Source organism: Achromobacter arsenitoxydans SY8, from assembly GCF_000236785.1.
Lineage (GTDB): Bacteria > Pseudomonadota > Gammaproteobacteria > Burkholderiales > Burkholderiaceae_B > Achromobacter > Achromobacter arsenitoxydans.
On record NZ_AGUF01000071.1, the window covers coordinates 34,316 to 49,655 of the forward strand.

A 15,340-nucleotide genomic window follows, 5' to 3' on the forward strand; every position below is an offset into this window, starting at 1 on the left:
CCCATCGAGTACGACAGGCGTGAAGCGATCAGGCGCCGGCCTGAGCCCGCTCAAGCTCGCGGACCCGCTTCCTGTTGCGCACCGTCGAATACACGAGCCAGATCGCAAGCGCGAGGATGGCATACACGAAGCCGGCGCTGATCGGGCGGTCGATGAACACATTCATGCTACCGCGTGACAGGAGCAACGCACGGCGGAAGTTCTCTTCGACCATCGGCCCCAGCACGAAACCCAACAAGAGCGGCGCGGGCGAGAAGCGCAGCTTCAGGAACAGGTATCCGACTAGACCCAGAACCAGCACCATGCCGACATCGAACAGATTGTTGTTCGTGCTGTACACGCCGACGCAGACAAAGAACAGCGCGGACGGGAACAGGTACTTGTACGGCACTTTCAGCAGACGTGCCCACATGCCAATCAACGGCAGGTTCATGACAACCAGCATGATGTTGCCGATCCAGAAGCTGGCGATCAGCCCCCAGAACAGATCCGCGTGCTCCGTCACCATCTGAGGGCCAGGCTGAATACCGTGGATGATCAGTGCGCCCAGCATCAGAGCCATGACCGAGTCGCCAGGAATTCCCAAGCTCATCGTAGGGATGAAGCTCGTCTGCGCGGCCGAGTTGTTGGCCGCTTCCGGGCCTGCCACGCCCTCAATCGCGCCGTTGCCGAAGCGCTTCGGCGTCTTGGAGACGCGCTTTTCGACGGCATAAGACATAAACGATGCGATTGTCGCACCGGTGCCGGGCAAGATGCCCAGGACGGCGCCGATGGCGCTGCCGCGCGCGATCGGCATGGCCGACTTCTTGATATCGCCCGGTTCGGGGCGCACGGACATCTTGGGCCCCGCGCCCACGGTGGTGGCTTTGCCGATGCGGTTGACGTTGGCAAAGAAGTCCGCCAGGCCGAACAGGCCCATGGCTAGCGCCACCAGCGGAATGCCATCGCTCAATTCGATGACCCCGAAGCCGTAGCGAATGGTGCCGGTATTCACGTCTGTGCCCACCACGCCCAGCAACAAGCCAAGAAAGACCATGGCGATCCCCTTGATGGCCGAACCCTTGGCAAGCGTGGCCCCAGCGAACAGGCCGAGCATCATCATCGAGAAGTATTCGGCCGGGCCAAACTGAAACGCCACTTCAACCAGCAAGGGCGAGAACAGGATCATGATGATGATGCCCACGCTGGCGCCCACAAACGAGGCCATGACCAGCATGAAGAGCGCCGATCCCGACTTGCCTTGCCGGGCCAGCGGATTGCCGTCCAGGCACGTCACCGCGTGCGACGGCGTGCCTGGCAGGTTGAGCAGGATGCAGGTGATGCCGCCGCCGTATTGGGCGCCGTAGTAGATGCCGGCCAGCATCATCAAGGCAGCTACCGGCGTCATCGCGTAGGTGAGCGGCAGCAAAATCGAAATGGCCGCCAAGACACCCATGCCCGGCAGGACGCCGATCATGTTGCCCATGAACACTCCGAATAGCGACCACAGCAGGTTTTCCCACTGCAACGCAACCGAAAAGCCATGTAGTACGTTGTCGAACAGATCCATTTTCTACCCCCAGCGCAGCATCGGAAACTGCAATTGCAGCGCCCAAGAAAAGACCACCGCTCCGAACACTGTCATCGCCAACGCAAGAATGGCGGCGGACTTCACGGAGTTGGACGTATCGCCCAGCGCCGAGACGAAAACGAGCGCGAAGGTGGCGGGCAAGAAGCCCAGTAAGCTGCCCAGGATGATGAACAGCGCGATGCCGCCTGCAATGCAAGCCATGCCGCGCACGCGCTCGCGGCGCGTGGGCTGGGGCAATTGTTCCTCGATGAGCTCATCCTGCACTTCATCGGGGTCTGGGCTAAGGGGCACGAGGATGCCCAGCGCCACAAGAAAGCAGCCGATCATCAACGGGAAGTAGCCCGGGCCCATCCGAGCCAGTTCTCCGATGCTGTATGACGTTGCTTCAAGAATAGTCAGCGCGCCACACAGAGCGATGAACGCACCGCCCCACAGATCGCGCTTTCTGGAAAATATGGTGCTGCCCACGGCTTGCTCCCCTGTATGTTGTCGACATGCTTCGGCCCGCACGACTTAGCGGGCTGAAGGAGGGGGCACTTTAAGGAGAGCGCCTTGCAATTTGCTTTCACGGTTTGGCGGCCCGGATCCGGGAAAACCAGCAGCGGAAAACGTCCGTGTTCACGCGGCTGAACCGGCGTGAACAGCACTGAACGCGCGATGTTCACAAAAGTGAACAACCCCCATGCCGTTCATGGGCGCTTAAAGGCCTGGCACGATTCTTTCCCATCTCTTGCGCGCTTTCCATTTCTTGCAAATCGGTGGACCAAACGGTCCAGGGCATAATCGGGTTTTTGTGGTCCTTGCGTGTCGTCATGCTTCGCCTACCCATTACCGCACGCATTCCGCTTGCGGTGTCATTACTGTTTCTGTTGATCTCCGCTGCTCTTATTTCGCTGGCGCTGCATGGTGTGTCCCGGCAGTTCGACAGACAGGTTTCGGATCTGGGCCAGGTGTACCTGGACGGCTTGTCCGCCGCGATCCTGCCGTCGGTGCGCGCCGGAGACGCGGTGCAGATGGTCGAGGTGCTGAACCGGGCGCTGGATACGCACCTTGGCGTGGTTGACCGGACGCTTGCCGTGGTTGCCCCCGACCACCGCCTGCTTGCGCATGTGGCGCGCTATCCCGAGGTTGAACCCATTCCCCTCGCTTCATTCACCGACGCATCCGGCACACTGGTCAATCTGCGGTCGGAAGGGGTATGGACGTGGCGCCTGCTGGACGACAGCCGGTCGGATCTGGGCACTGTGGTGGCCAATCTGGACGTCAGCGATTTTCTGCGGCAGCGCCAGGAACTGGCCTTGGAGCTGGGGCTGGTAGGCCTGGCAATAAGCCTGATCGGCGCGGTGCTGTGCTTTGGTATGGCGCGGCGGCTTCAACGTCCCATTATTTCCCTGACCGAGGCGTTGCGCGGCGGCCCGGAGCATCGGCTGCGTCCCATGCGGGTGGCCACCTCCGACCCCGAACTCCAAGAGCTGCTGTCCGCGTACAACTGGATGGTCGAAAGCGTTAAAGAACGCGAGGCGTTGGCCGAACGCAATTCACGCATCGAACGAGAGGCCGTGTTGGGGCGGATGTCGGCCGCGCTGGCGCACGAGGTGCGCAATCCGCTGGGCGGTTTGCGCACCGCCGTGCAGACACTGAGGCTGTTTGGTGAGCGAGGCGACGTGCGTACCGAGTCGCTGAACTTTATCGAACGTGGCGTGGAAGCGCTGCAAGCTGTGGTGGACGCCAGTTTGCGGACGTTCCGTCCAGGCGCTGCGTTGTTGCGCGAAGAAGATATCGCCGATATTCGCTTGATGGTTGGCGCGCAGGCAGCTCGGGGCGGTGTTCGGGTTGAGGTGCATTGCGAAGGATTGCAGGGCTTGCAGCTGGCGCTACCGGCTGGCGCCGTTCGCCAAGTGCTGCTGAACTTGGTGCTTAATGCAATTCAGGCTTCACCTGCCGGTGCGCTGGTGCTTGTGGTTGCCCGCGCCCGGCCCACGGTGTTGACGTTGCATGTGGTGGATGCGGGCAGCGGCTTGCCCGTCGCCGCCCGCCACGCTTTGAAAGGGCTTCCTGCCGAGGGCGAGGGGATGGGATTGGGTATCGTGGCGGATCTGATAAAAGGCATGCAAGGCCGTCTGCGTGTCACGCATCTGGCTAGCGGCACGCGCATCTCCGTGCGCTTGCCTTTTGCGGTACAGGAAGACGCGTCTTGAATGACTTACAGGTATTGCTGATCGAAGACGACGAGCTGCTGGGCGGCGCACTGCTGCAACGCTTGCGGCTGGAAGGTATTTCTGCGCAATGGTTGCAGAGCTGCGCGCAAGCGGTCGAACTGTTTCGCAGGACGCGGATGCGCCCGGCCTTCCTGCTGGCCGACATCCGGCTCCCGGATGGTTCCGGTGAAGATCTGTATCGGCGCCTAATCCCCTATCTGGCAAGCACCACTGTGGTGTTCGCCACGGCCTACGGTGACATCGCGCAAGCCGTGCGCCTCGTGTCGGCGGGCGCGAACGATTACCTGACCAAGCCCTACGACACCGATGCGCTGGTGGCGCGTATCCGGTCTGTGATCGCCGCCCAGCCCGCCGGATGCCCCGACGAGGTGTTTGAAAACCCCTACGTATTGCACGAGGAAACCTTACCTTTGGCGCAGGAGCTTGAACGCCTTGCCGCCAGTTCCCTGCCCGTGTTGCTTGAAGGCGAGACAGGCTCCGGCAAGGACCATGCCGCGCGTTATATCCACGCGCGTTCATCTTTTGCGTCGGGGCCTTTTGTGGCCGTCAACTGCGCCACTTTGGCGACCGATCTGACTGAAAGCCTGTTGTTCGGCCACCTGAAAGGGGCGTTCAGCGGAGCCAGCGCGGCACGCGAAGGTCTGTTCTCGGAAGCGGCGGGCGGCACACTTTATCTGGACGAGGTGACCGAACTGACGCCGCGCGCGCAAGCGGCGCTGCTGGGCGTTCTGGAAAACGGCCAGTACCGGGCGCTGGGCGACAGCGCGCCCAGGCAGACGCATTGCCGGGTGCTTGCTAGCACCTGCATCGATCTTCAAGCGGCCATTGAAAAAGGCACCTTCCGCGCGGACCTCTTTTATCGGCTGGCGGTGGCCAGAGTGGCCACCCCACCGCTACGGCAGCGCCTGGGCGCATTGTCGGCTTTGGCGCGCGCTATCCTTGCCGAGCAGCCATACACGGGTGCCGCCTTGTCCTCCGATGCCCTTCAGGCCATGCATGCGTATGCCTGGCCCGGCAATGTGCGGGAACTCAAGAATCGCATCGCGCGCGCGGCAGTCATGGCGGATGACGCCATACTGCAAAGCGGCGACCTTTTTCCCGAAAGCAAACTTGTGGAACAGCCAGTTTTGGCTGCTACGCGGTTTGACGCGGAACAGCGTGCCATCCAGCAAGCCATTTCCGAATCTGGCGGCCATATGGGTCAGGCGGCCAAGCTCCTGGGGATTTCGCGAACAACCTTATGGAAGAAGCTGCGAGCGAGGCGGGACGACGGCGCTGCGGATTGAGCGGCTGCTTGCACTCCGCCCAACCGCATTCGGTGCTACGGATGTCCGCTCCTGGCCGATAGCTGTCTTACTCCGGCCGCGCGCGTTTTCAGTGCCGCCCTGCATCATAAGTGCACGGTTGTTCCGCTGCGCACAATGTACCTGCCTGCGAAGTATGCCGTGCGGGATCTCATGCCAAGGGATACTGCCGCCGCAGTCGCTCGAGCGCCGCGCGCAGCGCACGCTTTATGCTGCGCGCCTCCACGTCATCGTCGTCGGGCTTGGCCAAGCGCACATGGCGCTCTCGCACGGGTGCGGTCAGTGGTTCCAGCTGCAGCGAGATCGGGGCGCCGGGCCCCGGCTGCATGGCGCTCACGCGCACGTCTACTGAATGGCCTATCTGTCTTGCCAGTTCTCGCGCTCCCGCGGCGTTTTCTTCGTAGCTTGCCTGATCCGATGGTCCGTGGCCGAACCCTGCCGACAGCCGTGCCGGCCCGGCGCCGCGCAACCGTGCGGCCAGATCGTCGAAGGCCTGGGCCAGCTCGCCAGCGAATCCTTCATATACCGCGTCGATTTCTGCGAGCGAGCGGAGCAGACCCTGCGCACCATCGAGCCCGGTCAGATCGAGCGCGAGACGCGCATGGCCGCGTGTATCCCGGCGCAGCCAAGCAGCCGTGACCAGTTCGTCCAGCAAGTGGGTGGGTGGATGAAAACGATAGCTGCGGCCGTGACGCGACATGATGCGGGACCGATCCGGGGAGGCGTCATCGGTGGCCAGCAGTTCGATGCGAGGCGCCTCGGTAAGGCACACATCGCCGCCCGCAGCGATCAGGCACGCTGCTTCAAGACGGCCGCGCACCAGTATGCGGCATCGGTAATGGCGTGCCAGCAGGGTGTCGACGGTTAGACCCGCGGTGAATGCGTGCTCGCCCGCAGGCAGCATCAGCAACTCCAATTCGGAGGGGCCGTCCACAATCAACCATGGGCCGCCTGCCTCGTTATGCAGCGCTTCGTCGTGCAGCAAGGCTGCATCGCCCACGCATACGCGCCGCGCCTGCAGGCCGGCCTGAAAGATCCAGCCTGCCACGCGCAACCGCGGGTGATCCGGCAACGCGTCGGGCAAATGCAGTGTTGCTGCGCGCACGGGGGCATTGGCGGCTAGAAAGACCCATTCGCGTTCGGCATCGAGGGGAAACCGCGCTTGGGCAGCTTCGTCCATCAAACCATACGCAGCCGCGTTGTCGGTGTCGCGGATGCGTTCCAGAAGGCGCTGAGCCCGTTCCAGGTTGAGCACGTCAAATTCGACGCCCGCCCATGACAAGCGCGCGACCGTGGGCGCCATGCGCGCGTGTTCGGCCCACGCCCTTGCCGCATCAGCCTGCGCCTCAAGCTCGGCGCGTTGCGTCTCGGCATCGTCCAGACGCTGCGCGCGCTGCTGCTCGCGCCATCGCATGCGCGCGTCGGTCGGGCTACCCATCACTACTGTCCTTCCGTCTCGTTCTTTTTCGCCTTGTCCTTTTTTTCACCGTCGTAGTGAGACTTGATGGCGAGAAACATGCCCGTGCCCAGCACGAGGAGCTTGAACGTACCGAAGATTACAGGGACCCAAAAATTCATCATTTCCTCAACAACGCTGCCACAGCAGCTTCATTTCCTGCTCGTGCGCAGCGAGCGCTATTAGCAGGCGCCGTAGACAGAACCCGTAGGCGTTTCCCCATGCCTTCACCTCGGTTGCTTAAAAAATTGGCAACGCTGAACGAGGGTGGAAGCGGGCTGAGCGGGCGTTATACTCCATACAAGATTGCAAATAGTACCGCTAAAATCCATACAAAAGGTTGAATTTTGGGCTGATATGCCTGTTTTCGCCTGCCAAAGCGGCAAAAATCCATACATAAAGATAAGACATGCCTCTCTCACGTCGCCTTAAGAAAGCCAACATGTCTTGGGTGCGTCCCCTGGCCGCCGGCTCAGGCGCCCGGTACCAGCAGATCGCCACGCAGATCGTTACGGCGGTGGAGGACGGGGTGCTTCGGCCGGGCGATCGCCTGCCCCCGCAGCGAGAGCTGGCCCGGGCATTGGGTGTTGATCTGACGACCGTCACCCGTGCGTACTCGGAGGTTCGCCAGAAAGGGCTGTTGGAAGCTCAGGGCGCAGGCGGGACCTATGTGGCCTATTCCGGGTCCGATGCGGGGGGGGCGATTGATCTGGGCATGAATATCCCTCCCCTGCTCAACAGTGCTGAGTTTTCGCACATGCTTGCGCAAGGCAGTGGCGCAACGCAGGCAGCCGCAAGCGCGATGGACCTGATGAGCTATCACGTGGGTGCAGGGGCCAATCGGCATCGTGCAGCAGGGGCGAAATGGCTGCAGCCGATGATAGGCAGCACGGACATCGAGCGGATCGTGGTTTGCCCGGGCGCTCAAACCGCTATCGCGGCACTGATTCTGGCCAGGAGCCTGGCCGGCGACGCCATTGCCTGCGATGAATTGACTTACCCAGGCTTCCTGGCCGCAGCCCGCGTGCTCCAGCGTTCGGCCGTAGGGGTGAAGTCGGATGAATTCGGCATGGACCCTGTCGACCTGGAGCGCGTGTGCAAACAGCATCGGCCCGCGCTGCTGTATTTGAATCCGACGATTCAGAACCCCACTGCGCTGACGCTCTCTACCGAGCGACGGACAGCGCTGCTGCGTGTTGCAGCGCAATTTGCATTGCCAGTCATTGAGGATGATCCCTACTGGCTGTTAGCCGAGCGCCCGCCGAGCACGATGTTTTCATTGGCTGCCAACACGTCGTCGACGCCGGTTTACTACGTCTCGACACTATCTAAATGCATAGCGCCTGGCCTTCGAACCGCTTACCTGGTCGTACCAGCTGGCGAGCCGTTAAGTCCGGTTCTGGATGCCCTGCGCTCGCTGGCTCTGATGCCCACCCCCTGGATGACTGAAATGGCGTCGACCTGGATAGAGTCGGGGGCTGCCGTTCAATGGCTGGCGCAGGTCAAGGTCGAACTGCGCCATCGACAAGCGATCGCAGCAGAGATCCTTCCGGGGAATATTCAGGCCGACCCGCATGGGCTACACCTCTGGCTCCAGTTGCCGCGTCATATCGACTTCTACCGGCTTACGCAAACGGCGCTGCAGCAAGGCTTGAGTGTCACTGACTCGGAGTCGTTCTCCACGGGGTCGTTCAGCCCCGTGGCGCTTCGAGTGTCATTGGGGGGAGCGCTTGATCGAAATCGCCTGACGCAGGGTCTGACACGGCTGGCGGAGTTGCTCAAGGGCGATCATGCCAGGCGGGTTTCGAGCGTAGTGTGACTTGCGATCATCGCGGCAGGGGCGTCAACCGATGATGGGAACCTGCGGGGCCGCGTCTCTCGGCAGGTGGCCGGTCAGGCGCGGGTCGATTTGCACCTCTACCCGAACCGCATAGGGCTTGAAGCCGGCGTTGATATAGAAGCGCAGTGCTGAAGGGTGGTCGTAGGTGCAGGTGTGGACCCACAGGCGCTTGATGGGGCGTGCCCAAGCCAGCGCGATGGCCTTGCTCATCAACGCGCGGCCAAGGCCTATGCCCGTGCAGTCAGCGGTCAGGCCCAAGAACGTCAATTCGCACTGGCCTGTCTGGCGGAAGTCCAGTTCCAGAATGCCTACGTCCTCCCGGCTGCTCCGGACAATGTGGACCTCGACATTGGGGTCGGCCAGGGTGGCGGCCAAGTCGTCGTCGGCCATGAAAAGGCGAGAAAACCAAAGCCAGTCGGCGCCGACCTTCCGGAACAGGCTGCGGTAAGCATCGAGACCAATGTCGGCGACCGGAGCAAGGGTAAAGCCCGCAGGCAAGGAGGTGTCGGCCGCGACGGGCCTGGACAGCATTTCGAGATCGGTGACGACGCTGGCAATGTGGCCGGGAGGGACGTCGGAATAGCCGGTCGGGACGAATTGGGGGGGCGTAGTCATGGTCTGCACGTTCGATAATTCCAGCACTATGCCTCGCGCCGATCTTCCTGTCTTGAACGCTATTTCACCCTTTGCGCCACTGGCTCGGCGGGACGCCAAAAAGTGCACGGAATCTGCGCGTCAGGTGGGATTGGTCCGAGAAGCCAAGATCCATGGCCACCGCCGCAATGCTGTCGCCCCGGGCGATCCTGGCTCGCGCCTGGCTGACGCGCAGGTTCCAGCTCCAAGCCAACGGAGGCATTCCGTAGGCCCTGGAAAAGGCCCGAACGAGTTGTACGGGTGTCAGTCCGGCGTCGCTGGCCAGATCAGTCAGCGACGGCAAGACCGGGTCATCGCGCAGGCGCTCGGCAATCCGGCCTACGGCCGCAGGAACGCACCGCGTATCCGCAGCGTGGCTTGCGCCGGCAAGCTTCAACAGGTCGCCAAAAATCTGAGTGAGCCCTTCAAGCGCCACACCATCAGGCGTTGCCCGGTCCAACGCCGACCGGATGGCGCCATGCATCTTGGCCGCGAACAGCGGGGCTCTCAACAAAGGCTTGTCAAAAACGGTCTCTGCGCTGACGCCCGCTAATTCGGGGAGGACTGTCGGGTCAACATACATGCTGACAAACTGCCAGGGCTCACTGACGACACGTGAACTTTGAATTTGCGCCGGGTTGTAGAGGGTGATGTCTCCCGCTGCGGCATCAAAGCTCTGCTTGTCGAGTGTGATGCTCTCCAGCCCCCGCACATTCACGCTGAGTACAAACTCGTCGTGGAAATGGGGCGCAAATCCACGAGCGTCGTCCTCGACGCGTACGACTTCGATACCTTTGAACTGACGGCGAGAGAACGATCCCATGGCGGGAAATGTTAGCTCAAGCGCACTGCGGCGTTGGGGGGGCTGGACGAATGCCCGCCTCGATCAGCTTCTATTCATAGCACCCAGTCTAAAGAGTCGGCTTGATGGCCTTGGGATCAGAGGGTGGGCATCTGGCCCGGCAGCCACAGCGCCAGTTGCGGGGCGGCCAGCAGCACGCCGAACCAGACGTGCGTCAAGTTCACACTTATGTCATCGCGCCTAAACAATGGGCTACTAGCATGCAGCGCTCGTTCACCCCTACGACTACAACTCATGCGTTCACTGCAATATCTCGGAAAGAATATCCCCGGCTACACCCTGCGGGCGACTTCGTTGGCGGTCATCCTTGCGCTGTCAGCGTGCGGCGGCGACGACAACGATGACAGCGACGCCGACAATGGCGGCGAGCAGCCAGCGTATGTCATTCCCGCAGCGCCCGCCGGGCTTGGCCGAGTCGATACCGCGCCGGTTCCGGATGTGTCCGCATTTGTCGACTTCGCCAACACGAACCAGCGGGGTGATCCGAGATACGCAACCTTGGAATCCAATGCCGGCGTTCGAGTCCTGAGCGGATTTTTGGACATCTGGGAGCCCCGCACGCGCCTGGTCGACGCCGGAGTCAACGTTGCCGGCGCCGATGGATTTCCCGGCATCATCGCATCGGATTGGACTGGCGTCCCCGGCGATGCCACCGACGGACGAGTCAAGAACAAGGCCGTGCATGACGAGAACATCGCCTTCGTTGTTCGCACTACCGCAAACCGAACCGCAGAACAGGCGACGGCCGCCTACCTGGACGACCGCCGCGGTAAAAACTACAGCGTCACGGATGGCCTGGGCCCGCTGACCGCGGCATGGCGCAGCGCCGCGCAACAGACAACCACCATCAACGACGTCGCACCCGACGCCACGACGGTGAAATATGACGACGCCGGCAACAACACAGGCGTCAGCGGCGCAGCCAATCCCGCCTTCGGCGACGCCATTGCGTTTGTACAAAGCATGGGCGCCAACGCATCCACGGAGCCGGGGAAGCGCTTCTACAAGTACGCGCGCCCGTGGCGCTGGAGCAGCAGCGTTCAAGTGCTGCCGACACTGGAGCCGGCAAAAAGCCTCACCGCCGCCACCGATGGCGGCTATCCCAGCGGACACACCGCCGAGTCGGTGCGCAATGCCATCGGCATGGCGTACCTGGTGCCCGAACGCTTCCAGGAATTGCTGGGCAGAGGCGTCGAATTGGGCGAGAGCCGCATCATCGCGGGCATGCACTCGCCTCTGGACGTAATGAGCGGCCGCATCCTCGGCCAGGCCTCCGCCGCCGGCAACATCTACGCCGCGAGCGAAGGCGTCCGATCGGTCGCGTACGCACAAGCCCGCCAAACCCTGATGGCCGCCGTGGGCGCCAGCACCCCCGAGCAGTTCCTTGCATTCGCGCACTCGCAGGACGTGAGCCAGGACAGGTTTGCCGATCACGCCGTCAACAAATCCGAGTACCGCCGCCGCCTGACGTTCAGCTTCACGCAGATTGGCGACACCGGCAAGCCGGCCGTGGTGCCCAAGGGCGCCGAGGTCATGCTGGAAACGCGCCTGCCCTATCTGACCAATGAGCAACGCCGCGTCGTGCTGAAGTCCACGGCCTTGCCGTCGGGCTATCCGGTTCTTGACGACGCCGAGGGCTTTGGCCGGCTCAATCTGTTCGACGCCGCCGATGGCTATGGCGCCTTCAACGGCGACGTGGAAGTCACGATGAATGCCACCCTTGGCGGATTCAATGCGTTGGATGTATGGCGCAATAACATCAACGGCGCGGGCAAACTGACCAAGAGCGGGACGGGCACGCTCGGCCTGGCGGGTGCGAACGCGTACACCGGGGGCACGGTGGTCGCGGCCGGCATCCTGCGTGCAGACTCGGCCAAGGCGTTGGGCGACGGCGCGGTCTACGTCAGCGGCGGCACATTGGACTTGAACGCCGTCGAGGCGGTTCAGGTGCTTGGCACTTACACGCAGACGTCCTCCGGCACGCTGCTGGCGCGCATTGGCGACGACGATGCCGGCCAGATCACGGTGAACACCGACGCTGCGCTGGGTGGACAGTTGAACGTAGAATTCCGCTCGGGCTATGCCCCGCAGGTCGGGTCGACGATCACCGTGCTGCGCGCCGCCAAGGTTCACGGCCAGTTTGCAGGCATTACGGTCAAAGGCTTCAAGGCCACTGCAATCTACAACGGCGACAGCGTGCAAGTCCGCCTGGATGCCGTGAGCTAGGCGTCCAGTCGGGTATCCTTGCGAACTTGAAACTCGAAGAGGCGGGAGATTTCCCGCCTCTTTTTTTTCAAGCCAGGAATACCCCGGGAAGTGTTTTTCATGCGTCCAGCGGGCGCGCAAGCTTTACTCGGTAGTCAGCGCTGAACCCGCCGGTTCGGCTTCTACACAGGAATTCATTCAATGAGCAGTATTTTTCCAGGCGATCTGTGGGCGGTGGGTGAAGCGCGCATCGACGGGTTATCGGTCATCGTCCGTTTTCGTACGGGAATGCCGTCGGCGCCGGATCGTCAGGTCAACGAGAACCTGATCATCATCTCGTGGCCGTACACGGGCATAGAGTCCGGCATGCCCAATGACGAAGACAAGCAGAGCACCAATAGCTTTGAAGAGGCCATCGAGAAGGGCTTCGAGGGCTCGGATGTGGGGGTGCAGGTGGCTTGCCTGACGGGAAACCATGTGAAGGAGTGGCGTTACTACACCCGTGACGTCGAAGCCTTCCTGGACGTGTTCAATCAATGCCTGGCGGGGCATCCGGTCTATCCCATCCAACTGCGCATGTTCCAGGATCCGGATTGGAAGGCCTTGTCGGAATTGCAGCCGGAAGGGTCGGATCAGGTTCATTGATGGGAGTTCGGGGGGCGCACGGCGCATGTAGCCGGGTCCAGCCTCCCTGACTACGATCGAACGACCGCGCCGGATGCTCGGCATCGCCGTTCGGACAGCGAATGTCCCGATGGCGTCTCACACTGTCTGTTCCCAATACAAGAGGAGCAACAGTGACGAATCCGATGGCATGCAGCGCGGCGGGTGCAATTTCTATGCGGCCGGCGATCTCTCTGGAACGATGGGGGATCCCTGCGGAGGATCTTGCGGCGCTGGTCCGCAAGCTGGCGCAAGCCATGCCGTTCATCGAATGGCATGCCGAGGGAGAAGCGCCGCGCGGCGCGCTGTCGCTGCACCTGGTCGATTTCGCGGCGCTTGCGGGCAATGGGCGCGCTGCCTGGAACACGGCTGGCCCGATCGAGGCCATGCGCCGGGCGCGTGCCCGGGGGGCGCCGGCATTGGCGCTTTGCCGCGGCAGAGTCAGCCAGTTGCCGGCAGCCCGCAGGGGCGTCTGGGTCATGTTGGCGGACAAGTCGTGGGCCGGGGCGGTGGAATGCCTGGCGCGCGCGCTGTCGGCGCTGGAGTGGACGCGCGAAGACGGCTACAAGACCGTGCATGCCTGGAGCGAGACGCGCAAGTTCACCCATCGCAATCTTCTGGCCGTGACGGGCGTTGATGAAACCGCTGCGAAGTTCTCCGCGGTCTTGCGCGACGCGCTCTCGGCATCGCTGATGCAGCCGGCCGCGCTGGCCGTGGCGGGCGCGCCCGAAAAGGATCTGCGGCGCACGATTATCGAGGCCGGCTTGCACGATCTGCAGACGTTGGCGGCCACGCCCATGACGCTGGACGGCGCGATGCGCGTGGACGCGTTGTTGGGCTTCGAATGGCCGGAGCTCGATTGATGGGCTATCGAGTCTTAAGAAACCCTGTGCCGATGCCGTTAACGCTGAGTCGAAGTGAGTGATGTTACCTATGCCCCCGCTGGTCGCCAATATCTTTCATGTGCTGAAGGACGCCGAGAAAGACGGTCGCTTCATGAGCACCCCTGAAGTTCATCGGGAGCTGTGCCGCTCCCTTCCTGATCCTCCTGTCGTCAAGACGGTCCAGCGCACGCTGCAGAAGCTGCTCGACGAGCAGTTGGTGGAGTCCGAGAAGCGCGGTACTGCCCTCGTCTGGCGCAAACGCGCCGGCGCCGGCGGCGTGGCCGCCCGGTCAGCCAGTCTGATGACGCGTGAGCAGGCGCTCGCGCTGCAAACCTTGAAGCGCTTCTCGTCGCGGCAGATTCCGTCGCTGGTTGCCGAATCGCTGTCCTCGCTGTTCGATATTGCGGAAATGCGGCTGGGCGCCTCGCACAATGACAGTGAACGCCGATACCGAAAGTGGGTGGACAAGGTCGAGGTGGAAAGTGGCGGCTTTGCCTTGCAGCATCCGGCTATCGACGCCACGCTCTTTGCCGTCGTTACCCGGGCGCTGTTCTACGAGCAGAAGCTTGACGTGGTGTACCGCGTTCGTTCGAAGGCGGACCAGGAAAAGACGAGGATTCTTGATCCCTTGGGGCTGGTCGAGGTGGGCGGTGTGGTTTATCTCGTCGCCGCCATGGCGGGCTACGACAAGCCTGCCATGTACCGGCTCGACAGGCTTGTCAGTGCAAGCATGCTGCCTGAGGCATTCGCCTATCCTCCCGAATTCAGCCTTGCCGAGTACGTGAAAGCGCAGCGGCAGTTCGACTTCATGGTCGAGGGCGCAATTCCCGTCGAACTGCATTTTTTCAACGGCGCCGGCAACCATCTGCTCGAGTCGCCGCTTTCCGATGATCAGGTGGCGCAGCCCACGGTAGCGGGCCTGAATGTGAAGGGCACCGTCCTGCTCAGCAAACGCCTGCGCTGGTGGCTGCGGTCGTTCGGTCCTAACGTCGAGGTGCTGGGGCCGGCCGCGTTACGCGACGAGATGGCGGCGGAAGCGCGTGCGCTCGCTGCCCTGTATGCGGAAAAGCCATAGGGGCGGCGGGCTCGGGACAGGTTTTGTCCCGAGCGGGTTCTAACCTGCGTTCAGGCCTGAAATCGCAGGCCCATGATTCCGCCAATCCAGGAGCCAGCATGTTCAACAACAACGGTTCCCCCATGGAGCATCTTGCAGCCTTTGCCATCGTTTTCGTGGCGGGTGTGCTGAGCACTGCAATCCTGGGGAAGTACATAGATTCGGTTAAGCAGGGCGATGATGGCTCCGGCAACTGAACCGGGCCGAAAACCCCTTGCATCTGAGACTTTCTGATTTGGATCTGCAACATGCCCGTCCGCCCCAAACCGTTTACCCAGGTCTGTCCCAAATGCAATTGGTCGCAGACTTTCGCTCCAGCCAGCGACGCATTGATTGCGGGGCGTGATATCGCGGCGCGCTGTCCGCGTTGCGGGTCAGAGGAATTGAAATTCCGCGAGCCTTCGGTGCTGGCTGTGATGGCGAGCCGGTTGAAAGGGCATTTAGCCAACCGTCGCGCGCGTTGAATGCAAGCCGGCGATCAGATGATCAATCGCGCTAATTCGCAGACGCCGGCCAACGTTGTTTGAACGGCCTTTTAAATCGGGCCAGATGGGTTATTCTGCTGCCCTATATGTATTCAAATTAGTCTT

13 protein-coding genes are annotated in these 15,340 nt (G+C 62.2%); 8 read left to right on the top strand and 5 right to left on the bottom strand.

Translation table 11 applies throughout. The features are described 5' to 3' along the window. Window positions 1-28 precede the first annotated feature (28 nt). Together KYC_RS21755 and KYC_RS21760 are read right to left on the bottom strand one after the other, a co-directional pair. A complete protein-coding gene (locus tag KYC_RS21755; RefSeq protein ID WP_008166495.1) occupies window positions 29-1,549 on the bottom strand; it encodes a tripartite tricarboxylate transporter permease in 1,521 nt (506 codons plus the stop codon). Between the two features lie 3 nt (window positions 1,550-1,552). Further along, a complete protein-coding gene (locus KYC_RS21760; protein WP_238531979.1) occupies window positions 1,553-2,038 on the bottom strand; it encodes a tripartite tricarboxylate transporter TctB family protein in 486 nt (161 codons plus the stop codon). Window positions 2,039-2,382: 344 nt separating this feature from the next. On the opposite strand from KYC_RS21760, the gene KYC_RS21765 reads away from it, so the two are divergent. Both KYC_RS21765 and KYC_RS21770 read left to right on the top strand, forming a co-directional pair. Continuing rightward, a complete protein-coding gene (locus tag KYC_RS21765) occupies window positions 2,383-3,768 on the top strand; it encodes a sensor histidine kinase (protein WP_050814926.1) in 1,386 nt (461 codons plus the stop codon). Continuing rightward, complete coding sequence (locus KYC_RS21770; RefSeq protein ID WP_043519064.1) at window positions 3,765-5,075, top strand: sigma-54-dependent transcriptional regulator; 1,311 nt, start codon at window positions 3,765-3,767, stop codon at window positions 5,073-5,075. The genes KYC_RS21765 and KYC_RS21770 overlap by 4 nt, the downstream gene beginning before the upstream one ends. Window positions 5,076-5,244: 169 nt before the next feature. On the opposite strand, the gene KYC_RS21775 is transcribed toward KYC_RS21770, so the two are convergent. Then, on the bottom strand, window positions 5,245-6,531 hold the full coding sequence (locus KYC_RS21775; RefSeq protein WP_008166502.1) for a hypothetical protein: 1,287 nt from the start codon (window positions 6,529-6,531) through the stop codon (window positions 5,245-5,247). A gap of 460 nt (window positions 6,532-6,991) precedes the next feature. Here KYC_RS21775 and KYC_RS21780 point away from each other — a divergent pair, with 460 nt between their 5' ends. Next, window positions 6,992-8,368: an aminotransferase-like domain-containing protein gene (locus KYC_RS21780; RefSeq protein ID WP_008166507.1), complete on the top strand. Its 1,377-nt coding sequence runs from the start codon at window positions 6,992-6,994 to the stop codon at window positions 8,366-8,368. A 24-nt stretch (window positions 8,369-8,392) separates the two neighbouring features. Here the strand turns inward: KYC_RS21780 and KYC_RS21785 are convergent, their stop codons facing one another. Both KYC_RS21785 and KYC_RS28445 read right to left on the bottom strand, forming a co-directional pair. Further along, a complete protein-coding gene (locus KYC_RS21785; RefSeq protein WP_043519066.1) occupies window positions 8,393-9,004 on the bottom strand; it encodes a GNAT family N-acetyltransferase in 612 nt (203 codons plus the stop codon). 64 nt (window positions 9,005-9,068) lie between these two features. Further along, window positions 9,069-9,845, bottom strand: a complete 777-nt coding sequence (locus KYC_RS28445; protein ID WP_008166510.1) for a helix-turn-helix transcriptional regulator — start codon at window positions 9,843-9,845, stop codon at window positions 9,069-9,071. A 273-nt stretch (window positions 9,846-10,118) separates the two neighbouring features. Between KYC_RS28445 and KYC_RS21795 the strand changes: the two genes are divergently transcribed. From KYC_RS21795 to KYC_RS29720, 5 genes are all read left to right on the top strand, one after another. Then, window positions 10,119-12,110, top strand: a complete 1,992-nt coding sequence (locus KYC_RS21795) for an acid phosphatase (RefSeq protein WP_008166512.1) — start codon at window positions 10,119-10,121, stop codon at window positions 12,108-12,110. 180 nt (window positions 12,111-12,290) lie between these two features. Further along, the gene (locus KYC_RS21800; RefSeq protein ID WP_008166514.1) at window positions 12,291-12,734 is read left to right on the top strand and encodes a DUF695 domain-containing protein; all 444 of its coding nucleotides are present in this window, start codon (window positions 12,291-12,293) and stop codon (window positions 12,732-12,734) included. Window positions 12,735-13,009: 275 nt separating this feature from the next. Then, entirely contained in the window at window positions 13,010-13,615 is a 606-nt protein-coding gene (locus KYC_RS21805) for a hypothetical protein (RefSeq protein ID WP_139026536.1), read from the top strand. 70 nt (window positions 13,616-13,685) lie between these two features. Next, window positions 13,686-14,711, top strand: a complete 1,026-nt coding sequence (locus KYC_RS21810; RefSeq protein WP_008166518.1) for a helix-turn-helix transcriptional regulator — start codon at window positions 13,686-13,688, stop codon at window positions 14,709-14,711. Window positions 14,712-14,809: 98 nt separating this feature from the next. Beyond that, entirely contained in the window at window positions 14,810-14,947 is a 138-nt protein-coding gene (locus tag KYC_RS29720; protein WP_008166520.1) for a hypothetical protein, read from the top strand. Window positions 14,948-15,340: the final 393 nt, after the last annotated feature.

Bases quoted from the DNA above. Each gene is read 5' to 3' on its own strand.
- KYC_RS21755 (WP_008166495.1), bottom strand. From the start codon at position 1,549: ATGGATCTGTTCGACAACGTACTACATGGCTTTTCGGTTGCGTTGCAG.
- KYC_RS21765 (WP_050814926.1), top strand. From the start codon at position 2,383: ATGCTTCGCCTACCCATTACCGCACGCATTCCGCTTGCGGTGTCATTA.
- KYC_RS21775 (WP_008166502.1), bottom strand. From the start codon at position 6,531: ATGGGTAGCCCGACCGACGCGCGCATGCGATGGCGCGAGCAGCAGCGC.
- KYC_RS21780 (WP_008166507.1), top strand. From the start codon at position 6,992: ATGTCTTGGGTGCGTCCCCTGGCCGCCGGCTCAGGCGCCCGGTACCAG.
- KYC_RS21785 (WP_043519066.1), bottom strand. From the start codon at position 9,004: ATGACTACGCCCCCCCAATTCGTCCCGACCGGCTATTCCGACGTCCCT.
- KYC_RS28445 (WP_008166510.1), bottom strand. From the start codon at position 9,845: ATGGGATCGTTCTCTCGCCGTCAGTTCAAAGGTATCGAAGTCGTACGC.
- KYC_RS21795 (WP_008166512.1), top strand. From the start codon at position 10,119: ATGCGTTCACTGCAATATCTCGGAAAGAATATCCCCGGCTACACCCTG.
- KYC_RS21800 (WP_008166514.1), top strand. From the start codon at position 12,291: ATGAGCAGTATTTTTCCAGGCGATCTGTGGGCGGTGGGTGAAGCGCGC.
- KYC_RS21805 (WP_139026536.1), top strand. From the start codon at position 13,010: ATGCCGTTCATCGAATGGCATGCCGAGGGAGAAGCGCCGCGCGGCGCG.
- KYC_RS21810 (WP_008166518.1), top strand. From the start codon at position 13,686: ATGCCCCCGCTGGTCGCCAATATCTTTCATGTGCTGAAGGACGCCGAG.
- KYC_RS29720 (WP_008166520.1), top strand. From the start codon at position 14,810: ATGTTCAACAACAACGGTTCCCCCATGGAGCATCTTGCAGCCTTTGCC.